General features: G+C 62.7%; 16 protein-coding genes and 1 tRNA gene. 12 read left to right on the plus strand and 5 right to left on the minus strand.

Annotated features, from left to right (window positions below; all coding sequences use genetic code 11):
- Window positions 1-113 precede the first annotated feature (113 nt).
- From IWY39_RS11940 to gltB, 3 genes are all read left to right on the plus strand, one after another.
- Complete coding sequence (locus tag IWY39_RS11940) at window positions 114-1,562, plus strand: NAD(P)-dependent oxidoreductase (RefSeq protein WP_107123510.1); 1,449 nt, start codon at window positions 114-116, stop codon at window positions 1,560-1,562.
- Window positions 1,562-2,284: a DUF2059 domain-containing protein gene (locus IWY39_RS11945; RefSeq protein ID WP_107123509.1), complete on the plus strand. Its 723-nt coding sequence runs from the start codon at window positions 1,562-1,564 to the stop codon at window positions 2,282-2,284. Before IWY39_RS11940 ends, IWY39_RS11945 begins: the two co-directional genes overlap by 1 nt.
- A gap of 86 nt (window positions 2,285-2,370) precedes the next feature.
- Window positions 2,371-6,909 carry a glutamate synthase large subunit gene (gene gltB, locus IWY39_RS11950; RefSeq protein WP_107123508.1) on the plus strand — a complete coding sequence of 1,513 codons (4,539 nt, stop codon included), beginning with the start codon at window positions 2,371-2,373 and terminating at the stop codon, window positions 6,907-6,909.
- A gap of 5 nt (window positions 6,910-6,914) precedes the next feature.
- Here the strand turns inward: gltB and IWY39_RS11955 are convergent, their stop codons facing one another.
- Entirely contained in the window at window positions 6,915-7,409 is a 495-nt protein-coding gene (locus IWY39_RS11955; protein WP_229380558.1) for a hypothetical protein, read from the minus strand.
- 169 nt (window positions 7,410-7,578) lie between these two features.
- Between IWY39_RS11955 and IWY39_RS11960 the strand changes: the two genes are divergently transcribed.
- The 4 genes from IWY39_RS11960 (at window position 7,579) to IWY39_RS11975 (ending at window position 9,054) form a co-directional block, all read left to right on the plus strand.
- Window positions 7,579-7,665: transfer RNA gene (locus IWY39_RS11960), tRNA-Leu, on the plus strand.
- A 165-nt stretch (window positions 7,666-7,830) separates the two neighbouring features.
- A complete protein-coding gene (locus IWY39_RS11965) occupies window positions 7,831-8,070 on the plus strand; it encodes a hypothetical protein (RefSeq protein WP_019051836.1) in 240 nt (79 codons plus the stop codon).
- 97 nt (window positions 8,071-8,167) lie between these two features.
- A complete protein-coding gene (locus IWY39_RS11970; protein ID WP_107123506.1) occupies window positions 8,168-8,707 on the plus strand; it encodes a glycoside hydrolase family 108 protein in 540 nt (179 codons plus the stop codon).
- Between the two features lie 56 nt (window positions 8,708-8,763).
- The gene (locus tag IWY39_RS11975) at window positions 8,764-9,054 is read left to right on the plus strand and encodes a holin family protein (protein ID WP_261375975.1); all 291 of its coding nucleotides are present in this window, start codon (window positions 8,764-8,766) and stop codon (window positions 9,052-9,054) included.
- Between the two features lie 3 nt (window positions 9,055-9,057).
- Here the strand turns inward: IWY39_RS11975 and arsB are convergent, their stop codons facing one another.
- The 4 genes from arsB to IWY39_RS11995 form a co-directional block, all read right to left on the minus strand.
- On the minus strand, window positions 9,058-10,089 hold the full coding sequence (gene arsB, locus IWY39_RS11980; protein WP_107123504.1) for an ACR3 family arsenite efflux transporter: 1,032 nt from the start codon (window positions 10,087-10,089) through the stop codon (window positions 9,058-9,060).
- Window positions 10,089-10,499 carry an arsenate reductase (glutaredoxin) gene (arsC, locus tag IWY39_RS11985; protein ID WP_107123503.1) on the minus strand — a complete coding sequence of 137 codons (411 nt, stop codon included), beginning with the start codon at window positions 10,497-10,499 and terminating at the stop codon, window positions 10,089-10,091. The genes arsB and arsC overlap by 1 nt, the downstream gene beginning before the upstream one ends.
- A 16-nt stretch (window positions 10,500-10,515) precedes the next feature.
- Window positions 10,516-10,848 (minus strand): ArsR/SmtB family transcription factor, encoded by a 333-nt coding sequence (locus IWY39_RS11990; protein WP_017181733.1) that lies wholly within the window; start codon window positions 10,846-10,848, stop codon window positions 10,516-10,518.
- Window positions 10,849-11,318: 470 nt separating this feature from the next.
- Window positions 11,319-11,873, minus strand: a complete 555-nt coding sequence (locus tag IWY39_RS11995; protein WP_107123502.1) for a hypothetical protein — start codon at window positions 11,871-11,873, stop codon at window positions 11,319-11,321.
- A 297-nt stretch (window positions 11,874-12,170) separates the two neighbouring features.
- Between IWY39_RS11995 and rpsM the strand changes: the two genes are divergently transcribed.
- The 5 genes from rpsM (at window position 12,171) to IWY39_RS12020 (ending at window position 17,054) form a co-directional block, all read left to right on the plus strand.
- A complete protein-coding gene (gene rpsM, locus IWY39_RS12000) occupies window positions 12,171-12,539 on the plus strand; it encodes a 30S ribosomal protein S13 (RefSeq protein ID WP_019051841.1) in 369 nt (122 codons plus the stop codon).
- Between the two features lie 73 nt (window positions 12,540-12,612).
- Window positions 12,613-13,002: a 30S ribosomal protein S11 gene (gene rpsK, locus IWY39_RS12005; RefSeq protein ID WP_004208752.1), complete on the plus strand. Its 390-nt coding sequence runs from the start codon at window positions 12,613-12,615 to the stop codon at window positions 13,000-13,002.
- 119 nt (window positions 13,003-13,121) lie between these two features.
- Window positions 13,122-14,186, plus strand: coding sequence for a DNA-directed RNA polymerase subunit alpha (locus IWY39_RS12010; RefSeq protein ID WP_006967377.1), 1,065 nt, complete (start codon window positions 13,122-13,124; stop codon window positions 14,184-14,186).
- A gap of 170 nt (window positions 14,187-14,356) precedes the next feature.
- Complete coding sequence (gene rplQ, locus IWY39_RS12015) at window positions 14,357-14,782, plus strand: 50S ribosomal protein L17 (RefSeq protein ID WP_026002152.1); 426 nt, start codon at window positions 14,357-14,359, stop codon at window positions 14,780-14,782.
- Window positions 14,783-14,882: 100 nt separating this feature from the next.
- Entirely contained in the window at window positions 14,883-17,054 is a 2,172-nt protein-coding gene (locus IWY39_RS12020) for a prolyl oligopeptidase family serine peptidase (RefSeq protein ID WP_107123501.1), read from the plus strand.
- Window positions 17,055-17,113: the final 59 nt, after the last annotated feature.

Genomic DNA, 17,113 nt, shown 5'->3' on the forward strand with positions numbered 1-17,113 from the left:
AGTGGATACAGGGTGTAATTTAGACAGCATTATTGACCTAAAATGCAGAATCCGCGTGACTCCGCGGGTTTTTATGCTATGCGCGCCCTTGTAACTTGAGTCAGGGGCGTATCATGGCCGACAATCCAATGCTGAAATTCGTAGGCAAGGGACAAGCCTACCCCGACAAGCGCGATGCCGATGCCCGCGCCGACGACTTTCTGGAAATCAGCCGCAGCTTCATCCTCGACAAGGCGGAAGAACAGGCGTCGCGCTGCTCGCAATGTGGTGTGCCATATTGTTCAACTCACTGTCCGTTGCACAATCACATCCCCGACTGGCTGCGCCTGACCGCCGAAGGCCGCCTGCGTGAAGCCTATGAATTGTCCAACCTGACCAGCACCATGCCCGAAATCTGCGGCCGCATCTGCCCGCAGGACCGGCTGTGCGAGGGCAATTGCGTCATCGAATTTTCCGGCCATGGTGCCGTGACGATCGGCAGTGTCGAAAAATTCATCACCGACACCGCCTGGAAGGAAGGCTGGGTCGAACCGCTGGTCCCCGGCAAGCCCACCGGCCAGTCGATCGGCGTGATCGGCGCGGGGCCGGCTGGTCTCACCACGGCGGAATATCTGCGCGCAGCGGGGCATGAGGTGCATGTCTATGACCGGCATGATCGCGCTGGCGGACTGCTGACCTACGGCATTCCCGGCTTCAAGCTGGAAAAGGACGTGGTCATGCGCCGGGTCCAGCGGTTGCGCGATGGCGGCATCGTCTTTCACGAAAATTTCGAGGTTGGCCGCGACGCGACATTGGAAGCGCTGCGTGAGAAGCATGACGCGATCCTGATCGCCACCGGCGTCTACAAGCCCCGCGACATTCGCGCGCCGGGCGTTGGCGCACCGGGCGTGGTCAAGGCGCTCGATTATCTTACCGCCTCCAATAAGGCCGGTTTTGGCGACGACGTCCCCGAACATGCGGACGGCAGCCTGCTCGCGACCGGCAAGAATGTCGTCGTTATCGGCGGAGGCGACACGGCGATGGACTGCGTCCGCACCGCGATCCGCCAGGGCGCGAAATCGGTCAAATGCCTCTACCGCCGCGACCGGGAAAATATGCCCGGATCGCAGCGCGAAGTCGCCAATGCCGAGGAAGAAGGCGTCGAATTCGTCTGGCTGACCGCGCCGATCGCCTTTGAAGGCACCGAGCATGTCACCGGCGTCAAAGTCACCAGGATGCGGCTGGGTGCGCCCGATGCATCGGGTCGCCGCGCGCCCGAACCCGATCCGGGCAGCGAACATACGCTGGAGGCCGATCTGGTCGTCAAGGCGTTGGGCTATGACCCTGAAGAATTGCCGAAAATGTTCGGTGCGGACGACCTGTCCGTCACCCGCTGGGGCACGCTGCGCGTCGATCACAAGACGATGATGACCAGCATGGACGGCGTGTTCGCCGCCGGCGACATCGTTCGCGGCGCAAGCCTGGTCGTCTGGGCGATCCGCGACGGTCGCGACGTGACCGAGCATATGCACCGCTATTTGAAGGCGAAAGCCAAGGCAGCGGGCGAGAGGGTTGCGGCGTGATGCGCGCTGCTTTTCTCTCCCTTTCGTGCCTGCTCCTATCGGCTCCGGCCGGTGCCCAGGTTCAGGCTGAGGCTTCGACGGCAACAGTTCAATCTGTCGATCCGGTACGTTTGGCCAAGGCCAAGCCGATCGCTTCTGTCATTCTGCCCGACGGCACCATCGAAAAGATGATGGGGCCGATGATGCAGAAGATGATGGGGCCGATGATGGATGGCATGACCAAGATGCCGATCCGCGAATTTCTGAGGATGGGCGGCCTTGACCCAAAACAGGTGGATAATCTGGGCGAGGGTACCGTCGAGGAAATGATGGCGATCATCGACCCGAATTTCCGCAAGCGGATGGACGTCGTCGTCAACACGATGATGCCGGCGATGGGCCGTTTCATGGGGCGATATGAGCCGGATATGCGGGAAGGCATGGCTGAGGCCTTCGCCTACCGATACACTGCTGCCGAACTGGACCAGATTGCTGCTTTCCTCAAAACCCCCATTGGCGCCAAGTTCGGTGCGGGTTTCATGGAGCTTGCCGCCGATCCGCATTATATTGGCCGAATGCAGAAGGTCATGCCTGAGATGATGCAGGCCATGCCGGAGATCATGAAATCGTCCGCAGCCGAACTCGAAAAGCTGCCAAAGCCGCGAACATATAATGAGCTGACAAAAGCTGAACGCGACCGTCTTACCGCCTTACTCGGCAAGGACGCGAAGAAGGCAAACTGACAATCGACGCCGATCAGGTCGGTAATCAACGGAAATGACAGCGGCCGTGCCCAAAAATGGACGGCTACAGGCAAGGGTAAGTCATCATGACCGACACCAACTTCACCGCAAGCCCCGAAGAACGCGCGCGGATCGCCGCCGAGGGCATGTATCATCCTGACCTGGAAGGCGATGCCTGCGGCGTGGGCCTCGTCGCCGCGACGGATGGCCGCCCCTCACGCCGTGTTGTCGCCTCCGCGATCGATGCGCTGAAAGCTGTGTGGCATCGGGGCGCGGTCGATGCCGATGGCAAGACCGGCGATGGCGCGGGTATCCATGTCGACCTGCCGGTGCGCTTCTTTGACGATGCGATCGCCGACTCCGGTCACAAGCCGCTGCCCAATCGCCTGGCCGTCGGCATGATCTTCCTGCCGCGCACGGACCTCAGTGCGCAGGAAACCTGCCGCACCATCGTTGAGAGCGAGATCATCGACGCAGGCTATACCATCTATGGCTGGCGCCAGGTGCCGGTGGACGTGTCCGTCATCGGTGAAAAGGCGCAGCGCACGCGCCCTGAAATCGAGCAGATCATGATTGCCGGGCCGATGCCCGAAGTGCGCGATCAGGCCGAGTTCGAGAAGGACCTCTATCTGATCCGTCGCCGGATCGAAAAGCAGGTGATCGCCGCGCAGATCAATGATTTCTATGTCTGTAGCCTGTCGTGCCGGTCCATCATCTACAAGGGGCTGTTCCTCGCCGAATCGCTGTCGGTATTCTATCCCGATTTGCAGGACGAGCGGTTCGAGAGCCGGGTGGCGATCTTCCACCAGCGCTATTCGACCAACACTTTCCCGCAATGGTGGCTGGCCCAGCCGTTCCGCACGCTTGCCCATAATGGTGAGATCAACACCATCCGCGGCAACAAGAACTGGATGAAGAGCCACGAGATCAAGATGGCTAGCCTCGCGTTCGGCGAGCAGTCGGAGGATATCAAGCCGGTCATTCCGGCGGGCGCGTCCGATACCGCTGCGCTGGACGCCGTGTTCGAGGCGATCTGCCGGTCGGGCCGCGATGCGCCCACCGCCAAGCTGATGCTCGTGCCCGAAGCCTGGCAGGCCGACAATGGCGAACTGCCCAAGGCGCATCGCGACATGTATGATTATCTCGCCTCCGTCATGGAGCCGTGGGATGGCCCTGCCGCGCTGGCGATGACGGACGGGCGCTGGGTCGTGGCCGGGGTGGATCGCAACGCGCTGCGTCCGCTGCGCTACACGCTGACGGGCGACAATCTGCTGATCGTCGGGTCGGAAACCGGCATGGTCGTGGTTCCCGAAACCACCATCGTGCGCAAGGGGCGCATGGGTCCGGGCCAGATGATCGCCATCGATCTGGCCGAAGGCGAAATCTACGACGATGCCGCGATCAAGGATCGGATCGCGGGTGAGCGCCCCTATGGCGACCTGATCAAGGACTTTATGGCGATCGGCGACCTGACCGATGCGCCGACCGCGCTGCCCGACTGGGACAAGGCGGAACTGACGCGGCGGCAGGTGGCGGCCAACCTGACGCTGGAGGATCTGGAACTGATCCTGGCGCCGATGGTGGAGGATGCCAAGGAAGCCATCGGCTCCATGGGCGACGACACGCCGCTGGCCGTCATTTCCGACAAGCCGCGAACGATCAGCCATTTCTTCCGTCAGAATTTCAGCCAGGTCACCAACCCGCCGATCGATCCGTTGCGCGAACGGCATGTGATGAGCCTGAAAACGCGCTTTTCCAATCTGCACAACATCCTGGAGCAGGATGCGCAGAACAGCCATGTGCTCGTGCTGGAATCGCCGGTTCTGACCAGCGCGGAATGGGCGCGGTTGAAGGCGCATTTCGGTCCGGCGGTCGCGGAAATCGACTGCACCTTCCCGGCAAATGGCGGGCAGGAGCAGCTCCGCGCGGCAATCGCACGCATCCGGGAGGAAGCCGAGCAGGCGGTACGTGAAGGGCGGACGGAAATCTTCCTGACCGACGAGGGCGTCAGCGAGACGCGCATCGCCATTGCGGGCGTGCTGGCGGCGGCCGCGGTGCACACGCATCTGGTGCGTAAGGGGCTGCGTTCCTATGCGTCCATCAACGTGCGCTGCGCCGAGGCGCTCGATACCCACTATTTCGCGGTGCTGATCGGCGTGGGCGCGACCACGGTGAACGCCTATCTGGCCGAAGCCAGCATCGCCGACCGCCATGCGCGCGGGCTGTTCGGGTCTCTCGACCTAGACGCCTGTTTCGAGCGCTATCGCGTCGCGGTCAACGAAGGCCTGCTCAAGATCATGTCCAAAATGGGCATTGCGGTCATCAGCAGCTATCGCGGCGGCTATAATTTCGAAGCGGTCGGCCTGTCGCGCGCTCTGGTCAATGATCTGTTCCCCGGCATGCCGGCGAAGATTTCGGGCGAAGGCTATGCCTCGCTCCACTATAGCGCGATCCTGCGCCATCAGCAGGCATATGACGCATCGGTCGTGCGGCTGCCGATCGGTGGCTTCTATCGCCAGCGCAACGGTGGGGAGGCTCACGCCTATTCCGCGCAATTGATGCATCTGTTGCAGACGGCGGTCGCGACCGACAGCTATTCGACCTATCTGCAATTCTCGCGCGGGGTGCGCGATCTGCCGCCGGTCTATTTGCGTGACCTGATGGAGTTTAATTTCGCGCGCGAAGCCGTGCCGATCGACGAGGTGGAGGCCACCACGGAAATCCGCAAGCGTTTCGTGACGCCGGGCATGTCGCTTGGGGCGCTCTCGCCTGAGGCGCATGAGACGCTGGCGATCGCGATGAACCGGATCGGTGCGAAGGCGGTGTCGGGCGAGGGCGGCGAGGACGCCGCGCGCTTCAAACCCTATGAAAATGGCGACAATGCCAATAGCGTGATCAAGCAGATCGCGTCGGGCCGCTTTGGCGTTCATGCCGAATATCTGGCGTCGGCCGAAGAGATAGAGATCAAGGTCGCACAGGGGGCCAAGCCGGGCGAGGGCGGGCAGCTGCCCGGCTTCAAGGTCACCGAATTCATCGCCAGGCTGCGCCATTCGACGCCCGGCGTGACGTTGATTTCGCCGCCGCCCCATCATGACATCTATTCGATCGAAGATCTGGCGCAGCTCATCTACGACTGCAAGCAGATCAACCCGCGCGCACGCGTCTGCGTCAAGCTGGTGAGCCAGGCGGGCATCGGCACGGTCGCAGCGGGCGTGGCGAAGGCGCATGCCGACGTCATCCTGATCGCGGGCCATGTCGGCGGAACCGGGGCATCGCCGCAAACATCGATCAAATATGCCGGGACGCCATGGGAAATGGGTCTGTCCGAAGCCAATCAGGTGCTGACCCTCAACGGGTTGCGGCATCGGGTGAAGCTGCGCACCGACGGTGGCCTCAAAACCGGGCGCGATATCGTGATCGCCGCGATATTGGGCGCCGAAGAATATGGCATCGGCACTTTGTCGCTGGTCGCCATGGGCTGCATCATGGTGCGTCAGTGCCACAGCAACACCTGCCCCGTGGGCGTGTGCGTGCAGGATGAAAAGCTGCGCGCCAAATTCACCGGCACCCCGGAAAAGGTCATCAACCTCATGACCTTCATCGCCGAGGAAGTCCGCGAAGTGCTGGCCCGGCTCGGCTTCCGCAGCCTGGACGAGGTGATCGGGCGGACCGAACTGTTGAAGCAGGTCAATCGTGGTGCCGAGCATCTGGACGACCTGGATCTCAACCCGATCCTGGCCAAGGTGGACGCTCCCGACGACCAGCGCCGTTTCAGCCTGAAGCAATGGCGCAACGACGTGCCCGACAGCCTGGACGCCCAGATGATGCGCGACGCCAAGGCAGTGTTCGAGCGGGGCGAGAAGATGCAGCTGACCTATACGGTGCGCAACACGCACCGCGCGGTCGGCACGCGCCTGTCGTCGGCGGTAACTGACAAGTTCGGCATGTCGGCGCTGGCCGATGGACATCTGACCGTGCGCCTGCGCGGGTCGGCGGGCCAGTCGCTGGGCGCATTCCTGTGCAAGGGGATCACGCTGGAAATTTTCGGCGACGCCAATGACTATGTCGGCAAGGGCCTGTCAGGCGGCATCATCACGGTGCGCACGACCGTCTCCAGCCCGCTCTCGTCGAAGGACAATACGATCATCGGCAACACCGTCCTTTATGGCGCGACCAGTGGCAAGCTGTTCGCGGCGGGGCAGGCTGGCGAACGCTTCGCGGTCCGCAACTCGGGCGCGCAGGTCGTGGTCGAGGGCTGCGGCGCCAATGGGTGCGAATATATGACCGGCGGCATCGCCGTGATCCTGGGCAAGACCGGCGCCAATTTCGGCGCGGGCATGACCGGCGGAATGGCCTTCATCCTGGACGAGGATGGCAGCTTCCCGTCGCGGGCCAACCCCGAAGGGATCGTCTGGCAGCGGCTGGAAAGCGCGCATTGGGAGGCGCAGGTCAAGGATCTGATCGCCCAGCACGCCAAGGCGACCGACAGCAAATGGTCCAGCACCATATTGGAGGATTGGGACCGTTGGCGGCGCTATATCTGGCAAGTGTGCCCCAAGGAGATGATCAACCGCCTCGCTCATCCGCTGAGCGATGCGCCGGCGGAGGTCGTTGCTGCCGAATAGGCGTTCTAAGGGAAGGAACTGCCTGCTGCCGTCGCCATGACGGCGGGAGTGGCTGTCCCTTGGACAGGTTGCAGAGTCGGTGGAGGCGTGGCCGTCTCCCCGGCGGCGAAGCGCGCAATTGGCGGTGGCAGCTGATGAATCGGTGATGGTGGTGGGACGGGATAGACCGCTTCCGCCGCCTCCCCTTGCGTCAGATAGTCATGCACGACCGGATCGCTGGTGCCGTCAATCATGCCGTCTGCGTCCAGCCCCGAAATGTCCGAAGCCATTTGCCGTTCCGCCAGCGTTGGTCCGCAACCGGTACAGCGGATTATGTCGGGACCGCGACCGGCCGGGTCGGCGACCTGATCGGACAGGCTGCTATCGCTGGGCTCGGCATAGGCGACATCTTTCTGTGTCCTTGGAGCAGAGGATTGCGGACTCGTGACATAGGCGCCCAAACCCAGTCCCATGACCGTCGCGGCGGCCACTGTCACGCCTGACAGTATCCAATGCTGCATGGTCCTGCTTTCCATCCTTTTGCTTGCGGGCACTGGCCTTTCGGCGTGCCGCATCGTGCACGACAATCAATCATAACGCAGATGCAGATCGGTTGTTGCATGGCGCAAAAGCCTTTGCTAATGGCCAGCGCCTACCAGATGCCGGTCCTGCCGGTTTCCCTTTGAATGTGCGGCCATGGCGGAATTGGTAGACGCGCAACGTTGAGGTCGTTGTGGGCGAAAGCCCGTGGAAGTTCGAGTCTTCTTGGCCGCACCATTCACTTGCCTGATGCTCAGGATCAGCCGGAATTGACAGTCCCCGCCCCGCAAGGGCAGGGGCAATTGCGCTTGATCGCACGGACGTTGCAGGGGGGTGGTTCGACCGCCTATCTGACGCGGGCGCGCGAGACAGACCCGGATGACGAGATGAAAGGAAGCTGCCATGTCCGCCATAGACTGGGATCAGCCAGCCACCATGATTGATCTGGATGGCAAGGCGCCCTTGATCGGCACGATCCGCCAATGCGCGCAGCATTTCGCGATCTTCAAGGCAGAGGCCAAGGCGCAGGCGCGCGTGTTGCTGACCCAACCGGTTCATCGGGAGGGCCGCCGGACGCGCACCTGGCTGCTGGAGCCGGATGAAATCGCCCAACTGGCGGAAAAACTGCGCGCAGAAAGCTGACAGGTTCGGTTTTCGAGCTTCGGCCGGAATTTCCCCTGTCCTACAACAAACCATATGGGATAAATGATCCGCCTCGTTCGAAACAGAGAGGCGCAGCATGGACATCCTTACGCTCATTGACGATGTTATCGCCCGCGAAGGCGGTTATTCCAACCATCCGGCTGATCGGGGCGGGCCGACCAATTGGGGAATTACCCAGGCGGTGGCGCGGGACAATGGCTTTGTCGGCGACATGCGAGCGTTGCCGCGCGCGACGGCGGTGGCGATCTACCGGCGGATTTACTGGGATCAGCCCGGTTACGCCTTTGTCGCGGAAACTGCGCCCTCCGTTGCGGCCGAATTGTTCGATACTGCGGTCAATATGGGCGTGGGAACCGCGACCGGCTTTCTCCAGCGCGCCCTTAATGCGCTCAACCGCAACCAGCGCGATTATCCGGATCTGATGCTGGACCGGGCGATCGGCGCAAGGACGCTGGGGGCATTGCGCGCCTTTCGTGCGTTGCGGGGCAAGGCGGGTGAGGCGGTACTGCTGAAGGCGATCGAAGCGATGCAGGGTGAACGCTATATCGCGCTCGCGGAAAACCGCCCCGCCAATGAAGCCTTTCTTTACGGCTGGCTGGCCAACCGAATCGGTTAGCTCTCATGAGCACTAGTGCGTTTTGCGCCAAGCTATAGCGCGAACGTCGCCCGGAGCTGTCTTTTCAATCAGGATATGAAGCCATGGTTTCCGAGTCCATTGATCCCGATCCCTGGGCCGCACGTGCGCGGCCTACCTTCCTCTATGTCATGTATGCGCTGCTGCTCTGGTCGCTGCCGATGGGCGTCATCGCGGGGTGGCGACCCGCTATGGCGGCGGCGATCACGGCGGGGATGCGCGACTATCTCAACGCCCTGCCTGAACCGCTCTACGCGCTGTTTGGCACTGGCTATCTGGGCTACACCGCCGCGCGCGCATGGGGCAAGGCGAAGGGGGCAGAGCGGTAGCGCCTAGGCGGCCGCGCTCCCTTCATACCAGCCGCGCGAACGCTTCACGAGAGCGACGATAGAGAGCATTACCGGCACTTCCACCAATACGCCGACGACAGTGGCCAGAGCCGCGCCAGAGTGGAGGCCGAACAGGCTGATCGCTGCGGCGACCGCCAGTTCGAAGAAATTGGACGCACCGATCAATGCAGCCGGTCCCGCAACGCACCAGTCGACGCGCATGCTGCGGCTGAGCCAATAGGCAAGGCCAGCGTTCAGATAGACCTGAAGCAGGATCGGCACTGCGATCAGCGCGATGACCAGCGGCTGGGCGACGATCTGCTCCCCCTGAAAGGCGAAGAGCAGCACGAGCGTAGCGAGCAGGCTTAGCAGGCTAAATGGCCCGAGCCTTGTCAGCAGCCGTTCCAGAGCTGCCTGTCCGCCTGCCCGCAACTGCGCCCGGCGCAGCCATTGGGCGACGACCACGGGCACGACGATATCGAGGCCGACCGACAGCAGCAGCGTATCCCATGGCACGCTGATCGAGGCGACGCCTAGCAGCAGTCCGACGATCGGCGCAAAGGCGAACAGCATGATCAGATCGTTGAGCGCCACCTGACCGAGCGTATAGCCAGGATCGCCATCCAGCAGGTTGGACCAGACGAACACCATCGCGGTGCAGGGGGCGGCGGCCAGCAGGATCAGGCCCGCAATATAGGACGGCCCCTGTCCGTCAGGCAGGTAGGACGCGAACAGATGGCCGATGAACAATGTGCCCAGCAGCGCCATGGAGAAAGGCTTGACCGCCCAATTGATGAACAGCGTCACCCCGACACCGCGCCAGTGCCGCCTTACGCTGCCCAGCGCGGCAAAGTCGATCCGCAGCAGCATGGGTATGATCATCAGCCAGATCAGCGCCGCTACCGGGAGGTTGATGTTGGCGATCTCGGCTCCAGCGATCAGCGCGAAGGCCGACGGGAACAGATGCCCCAGTCCAATCCCCAGGACGATGCACAGCGAGACCCAGAGGCTGAGATAGCGTTCGAACAATGACATCAGGCGGCTCCCACCACGTCGCCATCTTCCTTGACGAAGGGTGTGGGCAGCGGATGGGGCAACAACTCCAGCACCGCCTCGGACGGGCGGCATAATCGCACCCCTTTGGGCGATACGACGAGCGGGCGGTTGATCAATATGGGGTGCGCCATCATCGCGTCGATCAGCGCCGCGTCCGGCAGCGTCTGATCGTCCAGCCCCAGATCGGCAAAAGGCGTCCCCTTCTGCCGCAACAGGGCGCGCGGTGCGATGCCGGCACGGGCGATCAATTGTTCCAGCAAAGCCCGTGACGGCGGCGTCTTGAGAAATTCGATGACATGCGGCTCGATCCCGGCATGGCGGATCATCGCCAGCGTGTTGCGCGACGTGCCGCAGGCGGGGTTGTGATAGATGATGATGTCGGTCGCCAAGGGAATGTCCTCTGGATCAGCAGCAAGGGGTCAGTTCAGCAATGATCGGGGCGCACAAAGCCGCGTTCCCGCCGCAACAATCCTTGAGCAGGAACAATGTCAGTGCGCCCAACGCCTCCAGATCGGCGCGATAATGAATGGATCGACTCTGCCGCTCCGCCCGGACCAGTCCAGCGCGGGACAGGATCGCCAGATGGGACGACATGGTATTTTGCGGGACCCCGACCAGCCGGGCGATTTCCCCGGCGGGCAGGCCATCGGGCTCGTGGCGGACGAGCAACCTGAAACTGTCGAGCCGCGTGGACTGTGCGAGGGCGGCTAAAGCCGCGATGGCGGATTCGTTTTCCATATATCCAGATTAATGGATACATGGAGCATGGCAAGTCGGTTGTGAGGAAAGAAAGGAATCGCGGCGGCGAGAAACGCAAATGAGAGGGGCCGCCGGGTCAAAGCCCGACGGCCCATCATGTGCATGGTCAGCGGCCGGAAGTGCCGCCCAGGGGAAACGAAGGTCGCGCTATCTTCTCCAACGGGAGACGGCCTGTATATCGGCGCGCTTTATCTCGCGATGTGGAGGGAGATCGACGGCATGGCGTCGCTCAGCGGCGCGTTCCCCGAATGGACTTGACCGACCCCATTGCTGAACCATGAGACATCGGATCACCTCCTTTCGCTATGTTGAAGCCCGTTATGGCCGACTTCGACTGCGCTTCGTGCGGCCACGGGATGGAATGTGAATCAGACGGAAGGCATGATCAAGACTTGTATTATTCTTTTTTCGAATCATACTTTCGCGTCCGCAATCCCGGCGTCGCGTCGCTATCCCCTGCAATCCTCGATCACACGTGACACTTCCGGCCATGCCGGTACGATAAGCGGCTCCAGTCCCATCACCTCGATCGCGAATTTGCCCCGGCTGTAGGCGATCTGGTCCAGCGCAGTATCGGCAGCGGCCCGCACCGCTATCGTCTGCGGCACGGAGGCTGTGGTGGCCGTCGCAGGCCAGCTGGTCGCACCATAGCTGGTTCGCAGCGTCATCGTCCCTTGCCCCGCGCCTGCGCGAATAATGCTGATTCGCCGCGCCGCCCGATCGCAGCGGATAGTAAGGCGGGGGTCGGCCGCGGTTGGACCGAAACGGGCGATCGACATGGCTGCGTCGGATTGCCAGCGCCAATCCCCCGGCGCAGTGGGGCGATATTGCCAGTCGCTGGCCAATGGCGCGGCGGGGGCGGCGGGCCGGATCGGCGCGGAAGCCTGGGCCGGACGCGGGGCAGGCGCGGGGGCAGGACTGGCCTGGCGCGTTGCAGGGCCGACACAGGAGCCGAGCAGGATGAGGAAGGGTGCGGCGAGGGCAAGGTGGGTGGTAAAGCGCATTGCCCACCCATGCCTGCCCGGCGCAGGCGGCTCAACTGGAAAAGGATGAGCGGAAGAGCCGCGGGGGCAGGCCGGGCCGACGCGTTTGCTTGCCGCGCCGATATTGACACCGTCCGGCCGAATCGCTAGGGCGCGCACATCCCGACACGCTGGTGAGCGGCAGTGCTTCGCGCACTGGCCGTCTTTTTTGCGTCCGGGGCTATACATTGGTTGCGGTCCCACGCCATGGGGTCGCGGCCCTGACGCTTTGAGATGGGGTGACGCCAATCGCCCCGTGGAGCAGGAGATTAATTGACCATGGCACGTATTGCGGGTGTTAACATCCCGACCAACAAGCGCGTAATCATCGCGCTCACCTACATTCACGGCATCGGCCGTAAGACCGCCGTAGACATCGCCGACAAGCTGGGCATCGACCACAGCCGTCGCGTGCAGGACCTGTCGGACGCCGAAGTGCTCCAGATCCGTGAAACGATCGACGCTGACCTGACCGTCGAGGGTGATCTTCGCCGCAACACCGCGATGAACATCAAGCGCCTGATGGACCTGGCCTGCTATCGCGGCCTGCGTCATCGTAAGGGGCTGCCGGTTCGCGGCCAGCGCACGCACACCAATGCCCGCACCCGCAAGGGCAAGGCCAAGGCGATCGCCGGTAAGAAGAAGTAAGCGCCAGAGGGCGGGCCTTGCGGCCTTGCCCTCCCGACTTCTTTTGTCAGTATTTCGAGTAGGATAGAGCAAAATGGCACGCGAACCCCAGCGCATTAAGCGCCGTGAGCGCAAGAACATCTCGGCCGGCGTGGCACATGTCAACGCCAGCTTCAACAACACTATGGTGACCATCACCGACGCCCAGGGCAACGCGATTTCGTGGTCCTCGGCTGGCATGATGGGCTTCAAGGGCAGCCGCAAATCGACCCCCTACGCCGCTCAGGTGTGCGCGGAAGATGCCGGTCGCAAGGCCGCCGAACATGGCGTCCGCACGCTGGAAGTCGAAGTCAAGGGTCCCGGTTCAGGTCGTGAGTCGGCCCTGCGCGCCCTTCAGGCCGTCGGTTTCCATATCACCTCGATCCGCGACGTAACGCCGATCCCGCACAACGGTGTGCGTCCGTCCAAGCGCCGCCGCGTCTAAATTCGGCTGAGCGATATGGCGGGCGGCGGACGCGCCGCCCGTTACCCGTCTGCATCGGCCGCAACGTCCTGTCGGGTCCAGGATCATAAGCGTTTCGGCCACATCCCCAGGGGAAGTACATGACTGTCAACATGAAGAACTGGCAGGAATTGAAGAAGCCCAACGCGCTGGAAATCAAGCCAACCAGCGACGGTAAGCGCAAGGCGACCTTCGTTGCCGAGCCGCTGGAGCGCGGTTTCGGCTTGACGCTTGGCAACGCGCTACGCCGGGTTCTTCTTTCCTCGCTTCAGGGCGCGGCGGTCACCTCGATCAAGATCGAGAACGTCCTGCATGAATTCTCGTCGCTCGCTGGCGTGCGTGAAGATGTCACCGACATCGTCCTCAACATCAAGCAGGTCGCCCTGCGGATGGAAGGCGATGGTCCCAAGCGGCTTCAGCTGTCGGCTACCGGTCCTGCCGTGGTCAAGGCTGGCGACATCAGCGTCGTCGGCGACATCGAAGTGATGAACCCGGACCTGGTGATCTGTCACCTCGACCAGGGCGCGACGCTGAACATGGAACTGACCGCTGATGTCGGCAAGGGCTATGTCCCCGCCGTCGCCAACCGTCCCGCAGACGCGCCGATCGGCCTCATTCCGATCGACGCGCTCTACTCGCCGGTCCGTCAGGTCGCCTACAAGGTGGACAATACCCGCGTCGGCCAGGAACTGGACTATGACAAGCTGTCGCTGACCGTCGAAACCGACGGCACCGTCACGCCGGAGGATGCGGTCGCCTTTGCCGCGCGCATCCTGCAGGACCAGCTCCAGCTGTTCGTCCATTTCGAGGACGCGCTGCCCACCGCCGCGCCTTCGCAGGGTGGCCATGCGGTCGCATCGGCGTCGGAAGGCGAAAGCGACACCAACCAGATCAACCGCTACCTTCTCAAGAAGGTGGACGAACTGGAACTGTCGGTCCGCAGCGCCAACTGCCTCAAGAACGACAACATCATCTATATCGGCGATCTGGTCCAGAAGACCGAAGCCGAGATGCTGCGTACGCCTAATTTCGGTCGCAAGTCGCTGAACGAAATCAAGGAAGTGCTGTCGTCCATGGGTCTGCGCCTCGGCATGGACATCCCCGGATGGCCGCCTGAAAATATCGAGGAAATGGCCAAGAAGCTCGAACAAGAGCTGCTGGGCTAAAAAGCTCCGTCATCCCCGCGAAGGCGGGTACCCATCTCCCGGCCTTGCGCCTGGGGATGGGGTCGGAGACGGGTTCCCGCCTTCGCGGGAATGACGAACAAAATGGCGGCCACGTCACCGCCTGGTCTGGGCTACCTGAAACGGGCCCTTAACGAACGAAGGAATGAACTATGCGTCACAGAATGGGTCAACGTCGTCTTCAGCGCGCCACCGGTCACCGCGTCGCGCTGCTCCGCAACCTTGCCGCTTCGCTGATCAAGCATGAGCAGATTCTGACCACCACGCCCAAGGCGAAGGAACTGCGCCCCTATGTGGAAAAGCTGATTACGCTGGCGAAAAAGGGTGGCCTGTCCAACCGTCGCCTGGCCGATGCTCGCCTGAAGGACGATGCGCAGCTGGCCAAGCTGTTCGAGGTTCTGGCCGAACGCTATAAGGATCGTAACGGCGGTTACACCCGCGTGATCAAGGCTGGCATCCGCGCGTCGGACGCCGCGCCGATCGCGATCATCGAACTGGTCGACCGCGACGTCAGCGCCAAGGGGCAGGATAGCGGCCCGGTGCAGACCGCCGACGAAGATGAATATGAAGCTGCCTGATTGAGTGCGGTCCTCCCGGGGAGGACTGGATGCTTTACCGACAGGCCGTGGCTCTTTAGGAGCCACGGCCTGTTCTGGTTAAAAAGAGACGAAAAAGAGGATGCGCGCAACGGCCCGCCTGTTCCTGCTGCCGCTGCTGCTGGTGGCCAGCCCGGTCGTTGCGGGGCCGGAGACGGTCGCCATCGACGCGGCCGGGCAGGGCTTGCGCTACCCCATCGCCAGGCGTCTTGATCTGGTGGAGGATCATTTCGGGGTAAAGGTCGCCGATCCCTATCGCTGGCTGGAAAATGATTTGCGTGCGGACCCGGCCGTGCGCGACTGGGTGGCGCAGGAAAATGCGCTGACCCGCCGCTATATCGACGGCCTGCCAGGCCGGGCGGCGCTGAAGGCGCGGATGCAGGCGTTGCTGTCGCATGGCCGCTACACCGTCCCGCGCAAGGCCGGCGGGCGCTATTTCTACGGTTATAACAAGGGGCTGCAAAACCAGACCCCGCTCTACGTGCGTGAAGGGCTGGACGGCCCGCAGCGGTTGCTGATCGATCCCAATGATTGGGCCAAGGATGGTGCGAGCGCATTGGCCGAATGGGCTCCCTCGCCGGACGGCCGGACCCTGGCCTTTGCCGTGCAGGAAGCGGGCAGCGATTGGCGGACCCTGCGTTTGCTGGATGTCGATACGGGGAAGGTGCTCGACGACCGGATCGACTGGGTCAAATTTTCGACCCTGGCCTGGGACGGACGTGGCGAGGGCTTCTTCTATTCCCGCTACCCTGCGCCGCAGGGAGATACGGCTTTCAGGGCCGCCAATGAAGATCAGCAGCTTTTCTATCATCGCGTCGGCACCGCGCAGGCGCAGGATCAACTGATCTACGCCACGCCAGACCGGCCGAAACTGAGCCATACCGCGCAGGTCACCAACGACGGGCGCTGGCTGGTGATCAGTTCGTTTCAGGGGATCGACCCGCGCCGTGAAATCCATGTCGCCGCGCTGGACGGCGGGCCGGTTAAGCCTCGGCGTCTGGTGAAGGGGCCGGTACAGGATTGGCGGCTGATTGGGAGTCGGGGGTCGACCCTTTATTTCATCACCGATGATCATGCGCCCCATCTGAGAGTTGTGACGCTCGATGCGGCGCAGCCCCGGCGCAGGCCGCAACAGGTCGTGGCCGAACGCGCCGATACGCTGGCGGGCGGCTCGCTGGTCGGCAGCCGACTGATCCTGGCCTATATGACGCAGGCCGAAACGATTGCGGAACTGGTCGAACTGGATGGGCGCAAGGTGGGCGACGTGCCCTTGCCCGGCATGGGGACTGCGGCGGGTTTTGGTGGGCGCGATGGCGACCCGGAGACGTTTTTCAGCTTTTCGGGCTTCACCACCCCGTCCAGCATCTATCGCTTCGACACATCCACCCTGCAAAGCCAGTTGTTCGCCCAGCCCGACCTGCCCTTCAATCCGAATGAATTCGGGGTGGAACAGATCAGCTATCTGTCAAAGGACGGCACCCGCGTGCCCATGACCGTGATCCGCAAAAAGGTGCTGGCGGACCGGGCGATCGCGGCGCCGACGATCCTGTATGGCTATGGCGGCTTCAACATCAGCCTGACGCCGGGCTATTCGGCGACGCGGCTGGCCTGGCTGGAACAGGGCGGGGTCTATGCCATCGCCAATCTGCGCGGCGGCGGTGAATTCGGCAAGGCATGGCATGAGGCTGGCCGTGGCCCCAACAAGCAGAATGTGTTCGACGATTTCATCGCCGCGGCCGAGTATCTTAAGGCCAATGGCTATACCACGCCGGATGGCCTGGCGATCGAGGGGCGATCCAATGGCGGCCTGCTGGTCGGTGCGGTAGTCAACCAGCGTCCCGATCTGTTCGCTGCCGCCCTGCCAGCCGTGGGCGTGATGGACATGCTGCGCTTTGACCGCTTCACCGCCGGGCGTTACTGGGTGGACGATTATGGATCGCCGGCACGGGCGGAGGATTTTCCGCTGCTCTACGGCTATTCGCCCTATCATAACATCCTGTCGGGTAAGGATTATCCCGCGATCCTCGTCACCACGGCCGATACTGACGACCGGGTCGTGCCCGCCCACAGTTTCAAATATGCTGCCGCCTTGCAGGCTGCCGATGTGGGCAGCAAGCCCCACCTGCTGCGGGTAGAAAGCCGCGCCGGCCATGGCGCTGGCAAGCCGATCGACAAGCTGATCGACGAATATGCCGACAGCTATGCCTTTCTGGCCTCATTCACGGGTTTGCAGATCAAGGATGATCCGCAATAATCGTTCAGCCGCGCGACAGCCGGACGCGGATAGATACCGTTTGACCGCAGGAGACACAG

The sequence above is a fragment of the Sphingobium sp. JAI105 genome (genome assembly GCF_015752145.1).
Taxonomy (GTDB): Bacteria; Pseudomonadota; Alphaproteobacteria; order Sphingomonadales; family Sphingomonadaceae; genus Sphingobium; species Sphingobium xenophagum.

Bases quoted from the DNA above. Each gene is read 5' to 3' on its own strand.
- IWY39_RS12010 (WP_006967377.1), top strand. From the start codon at position 13,122: ATGACTGTCAACATGAAGAACTGGCAGGAATTGAAGAAGCCCAACGCG.
- IWY39_RS11945 (WP_107123509.1), top strand. From the start codon at position 1,562: ATGCGCGCTGCTTTTCTCTCCCTTTCGTGCCTGCTCCTATCGGCTCCG.
- IWY39_RS11970 (WP_107123506.1), top strand. From the start codon at position 8,168: ATGGACATCCTTACGCTCATTGACGATGTTATCGCCCGCGAAGGCGGT.
- IWY39_RS12020 (WP_107123501.1), top strand. From the start codon at position 14,883: ATGCGCGCAACGGCCCGCCTGTTCCTGCTGCCGCTGCTGCTGGTGGCC.
- rpsM (WP_019051841.1), top strand. From the start codon at position 12,171: ATGGCACGTATTGCGGGTGTTAACATCCCGACCAACAAGCGCGTAATC.
- IWY39_RS11965 (WP_019051836.1), top strand. From the start codon at position 7,831: ATGTCCGCCATAGACTGGGATCAGCCAGCCACCATGATTGATCTGGAT.
- IWY39_RS11990 (WP_017181733.1), bottom strand. From the start codon at position 10,848: ATGGAAAACGAATCCGCCATCGCGGCTTTAGCCGCCCTCGCACAGTCC.
- IWY39_RS11940 (WP_107123510.1), top strand. From the start codon at position 114: ATGGCCGACAATCCAATGCTGAAATTCGTAGGCAAGGGACAAGCCTAC.
- gltB (WP_107123508.1), top strand. From the start codon at position 2,371: ATGACCGACACCAACTTCACCGCAAGCCCCGAAGAACGCGCGCGGATC.
- IWY39_RS11995 (WP_107123502.1), bottom strand. From the start codon at position 11,873: ATGCGCTTTACCACCCACCTTGCCCTCGCCGCACCCTTCCTCATCCTG.
- rplQ (WP_026002152.1), top strand. From the start codon at position 14,357: ATGCGTCACAGAATGGGTCAACGTCGTCTTCAGCGCGCCACCGGTCAC.
- arsB (WP_107123504.1), bottom strand. From the start codon at position 10,089: ATGTCATTGTTCGAACGCTATCTCAGCCTCTGGGTCTCGCTGTGCATC.
- IWY39_RS11955 (WP_229380558.1), bottom strand. From the start codon at position 7,409: ATGCAGCATTGGATACTGTCAGGCGTGACAGTGGCCGCCGCGACGGTC.
- rpsK (WP_004208752.1), top strand. From the start codon at position 12,613: ATGGCACGCGAACCCCAGCGCATTAAGCGCCGTGAGCGCAAGAACATC.